The organism is Ectothiorhodospira shaposhnikovii, assembly GCF_016584105.1.
Taxonomy (GTDB): Bacteria; Pseudomonadota; Gammaproteobacteria; order Ectothiorhodospirales; family Ectothiorhodospiraceae; genus Ectothiorhodospira; species Ectothiorhodospira shaposhnikovii.
In genome coordinates, this window is record NZ_NRSM01000069.1 from 1 (window position 1) to 2,937 (window position 2,937).

2 protein-coding genes are annotated in these 2,937 nt (G+C 58.7%); both read right to left on the bottom strand.

The genetic code is table 11. The features are described 5' to 3' along the window. The coding region (locus CKO35_RS17320; protein WP_200177356.1) for an ATP-binding protein at positions 1-904 on the bottom strand (904 nt) is incomplete at its 3' end. A 492-nt stretch (positions 905-1,396) separates the two neighbouring features. Beyond that, positions 1,397-2,937: ATP-binding protein (locus CKO35_RS17325; RefSeq protein WP_200177357.1), on the bottom strand; the 1,541-nt coding region annotated here is incomplete at its 5' end.

A 2,937-nucleotide genomic window follows, 5' to 3' on the forward strand; every position in this document is an offset into this window, starting at 1 on the left:
AAAGACCGCGTTCGGCGAGGAGCTTCACCAGGAAGGTGGGCGTGGCGCTTTCGAACCAGTAAGGCCGAAACTCCCGCTCCTGGAACAGCAACAGTACGTCAAAGGGGTTGTAGACCGAGGGCAACCGCTCATCCCCCCAGCGATAACCGTTATACCACTGTCGGATTTGGTCCCGATCCAGGCCCGGTAGTTCCGGTGCAAAGACGGTATCGATGTCCTCGTCGGTGTAGCCGCAGATAGCGCCGTAGTCCCGGGAGAGGGTTATGTCACGCAGGTTATTTAGCCCCGAGAACAGGCTGACCTTGCTGAACTTTGACACGCCGGTGAGCAGGCAGAATTTCAGATGGGGATCGGCGTCCTTGAGGACTGAATAGAGGTTTTTCAGCCCTTCCCGTAGCTCCCTCGCCACTTCTGCATCGGTGATGTTGTCCAGAATGGGCTTGTCGTATTCGTCGATCAGGACCACCACCCGCTGGCCGTGCTGATGATGGGCCATGCGGATCAGATCGGAAAACTCGCCGGCGATGTCCGGTGCGCCGCTGTGGTCGATATTCAGGCGCTTTCGGTTGAGTGCCAGCAGATGACGGATACGGGCATCCAGGGTTTCCCGGGTCTGCATGACCCCATCGGCAAAACTGATCCGGATGACCGAATGGCGGGTCTGCCAGTCCCAGCGGTCGTGGATGTACAGACCACGGAACAGGGGCTCGTTGGCCTCGAACAGTTCCTTGAGAGTATCCAGCAGCAGGCTCTTGCCGAAGCGGCGGGGACGGGAGAGGAAATAATAGCTGCCTTCATCGATCAGTTGATGAAGGTAGGGGGTTTTATCCACATAGTAGAACCCGCCGGTGCGGATTTTGCCGAAAGCCTGTACGCCGATGGGGAGGTTGAGCTGGGTAGCCATGGAAGGAACTCGGCTCCTGGAGGTTCACTGTCGGGGCAGAATACCACGAAGCCGGGGCTGGCCTTGCGGGAGCGGCCTTTGGTTGCGAGCGCAAAGGCATTCCCTCCCCAGGGAAGGAACCAAAGAAAAGAAAATATGAAGCATTTCCCATTTTTCACGCCAAGCGGTTGTATCCATATTGGAGTTATGGGATCTTGAGTTTGTCGCCACGTATCGGCGCTCAAGGACGAACTCTCAGGCTCACGGAAGAATCCAGGGATTGGCCCGGCCGCGCGACACAAAGCCCCGTCACATGGACAGTGACGGGGCTGACTTTGTGTGTCGTGTGTAATTGACCCGTGGCCGAGGGCCGTTGCCAGGCTGGATAAATCCGCGCCGGATAAATCTGCGTCATTCCCGCGCAAGCGGGAATCCATCGGCCGGTAACAGAGCGAAGGATTCCGGACTCCCGCTTTCGCGGGAGTGACGAAAAGGGCATGTTCGGTATCCGGATCAAAGGCTCAGCGCGTCAAAAGCGATGATCTGCCGCTGTTCCCTGGAGAACTCCACGCCGATGAGATGGATGGGCTTGCCCTGCCCCCGGTACTTGTCGGCATAGCCCTTGTCCTGAAGCTGCTGCAGCGCCCTGCCCTCCGGTACCTGCTCCACCACCTTGAACTCGAACAGATAAATGTGGCCATTGAAATCCACCGTCATGTCCACCCGGCCCGTGTTGCCGGCATCTTCCACGGTGATGGCCAGGCCCAAGGCGGCCAAGTGGCTGTAGAACACGCTGGCGTAATGGCCTTCATATTGAGCAATGGGGTTGTTGCGGTACCAGTCGTGGGGCAGACCTGCAAACAGGGCCTTGAAGTGGGTTTCCAGGGCGGACAGGTCGTGGCTGCGCAACGCCATGAGCGCGTGCATCTGGGACTCCTGCGCCCGTGAGGCCTCCAGCCCCAGGGCCGGCAGCAGGGATTCGTTCAGGCTGGCCTCCACTTCCCGGTTGGGATAGCCCAAGGTATAGAGCCAGTAACCGGTGATGGGTTCTTCCACTTTGTGCACGGTGAGATAGCCGGTCTGGAACAAGAGGGCTTCGGTGGCAATCTCGTCCACGTCGAAGCGGCCCAGCAGGCTGGCCTTGGTCTGCAGATGGTCCAGACGGGGGGTGAACACGCCCCGCTCAGACAGGAGCTTGACCAGAAAGGTGGGCGTGGCGCTTTCGAACCAGTAAGGCCGAAATTCCCGCTCCTGGAAAAGCAACAGTACGTCAAAGGGGTTGTAGACCGAGGGCAACCGCTCATCCCCCCAGCGATAACCGTTATACCACTGCCGGATTTGGTCCCGATCCAGGCCCGGCAATTCCGCGGCGAAGACGGAATTGATGTCCTCGTCGGTGTAGCCGCAGATGGCGCCGTAGTCCCGGGAGAGGGTGATGTCACGGAGGTTGTTCAGTCCGGAGAACAAACTGACCTTGCTGAACTTGGAGACGCCGGTGAGCAGGCAGAACTTCAGGTGGGGATCGGCGTCCTTGAGGACGGAGTACAGGTTTTTCAGGCCTTCCCGTAGCTCCCTCGCCACTTCTGCACCGGTGATGTTGTCCAGGATGGGCTTGTCGTATTCGTCGATCAGGACCACCACCCGCTGGCCGTGCTGATGATGGGCGCGGCGGATCAGTTCTCCGAATCGTCCGGCAATGCTTCGATTTTCCAGAGTGACCTGTAATCTTTCGGCTTGCTGAGAGAGCATTTCCTCGATGCGTTCATCCAGCTGCCGCCGGTTGCCCATAACCCCATCGGCAAAACTCAGTCGAATGACCGGATGACGGGTCTGCCAGTCCCAGCGGTCGTGGATGTACAGGCCGCGGAACAGGGGTTCGTTGGCCTCAAACAGCTCCTTGAGGGTATCCAGCAGCAGGCTCTTGCCGAAACGGCGGGGACGGGAGAGGAAATAATAGCTGCCTTCATCGATCAGTTGATGAAGGTAGGCGGTTTTATCCACATAGTAGAATCCGCCGGTGCGGATTTTGCCGAAAGCCTGTACGCCGATGGGGA